2 protein-coding genes are annotated in these 1,116 nt (G+C 41.5%); both read left to right on the top strand.

Annotated features, from left to right (window positions below):
* Positions 1–496, top strand: a 496-nt coding sequence (locus A3735_RS01025; RefSeq protein ID WP_197485564.1) for a polysaccharide biosynthesis protein, incomplete at its 5' end; no start/stop codon positions are given.
* A gap of 19 nt (positions 497–515) precedes the next feature.
* Positions 516–1,116: NAD-dependent epimerase/dehydratase family protein (locus A3735_RS01020; protein ID WP_156499294.1), on the top strand; the 601-nt coding region annotated here is incomplete at its 3' end.

Raw genomic sequence — 1,116 nt, 5'->3', positions numbered from 1 at the left:
TATTCCTCGCTTTATTGAGCAGATCAAAGCTGGAAAACCTATCACAATTACAGACGGGGCCATGACAAGATTTCTAATGGCCCTGAGTGAAGCGGTAGGCTTGGTTGATTATGCGTTTTCTCATGGACGGCAGGGTGATATTTTTATTAAGAAAGCACCTGCATGTACAGTTGATGATCTGGCAATTGCCTTGATGGAACTTTTTGATTCCAAGGTTGATATTAAAGTGATCGGCACTCGGCATGGCGAAAAACTATACGAGACACTCGCTTCAGTCGAAGAGTTATCGCGAGCAGAAGATTTGGGCGATTACTTCAGGGTTTCAATGGATGATCGTGACCTCAACTATGAAAAATACTTCACTGAAGGGAATGAAGAAGAGTCTAGTCTTGATGATTACCACTCTCATAACACCGAGCGCCTTGACGTCTCGCAAGTTAAAGAAGTTTTGTTATCTCTTAAGGAAGTGAGAGAGCAACTGAATATTCAGGACTAGACAAGTTAAATTCGATATTATGAAAATATTAATTACGGGTTCAGAAGGGTTTATTGGTAAAAACCTACAAGTGCGTTGCAAAGAAGAAGGTATTGAGTATGTTACTTATTCAAAAGAGAATACCGTCGACGAATTAACTGCGCACTTAAATGAAGTGGATTTTGTTGTCCATCTAGCAGGGGTTAACAGACCCAAAGATGAATCAGAATTTAGCACTGGCAATGCTGGCTTAACTGAGCTGATCGCGAACACACTCAAAGAGTGTGGCAACAACGCGCCTGTACTGTTTTCATCCTCTATTCAAGCAGAGAGGGATAATCCATACGGGCAAAGTAAGTTGAGCGCCGAGAAGTCTCTCCAAGGTTTGCTAGAGTCAGCGGGAAACCCTATTTACAATTATCGCTTGCCTAATGTGTTTGGCAAATGGTCCAGACCCAACTATAACTCAGTGGTGTCAACTTTTTGCCATAATATTGCAAATGATATTCCAATTCGTGTTGATAACCCTGAGTCTCCAGTTAGTTTGGTATACATTGACGACGTAGTTAATGGCTTTATTGATACCATCAAGTCAGAGCATAGAAGCGAATACCGCCTTCCAGAAATAAAGCCAGTTTACG

It is taken from the genome of Oleiphilus sp. HI0061 (assembly GCF_001635675.1).
The sequence above is the reverse complement of the archived record's forward strand: the minus strand, read 5'-3'. Positions and strand labels throughout refer to the sequence as shown.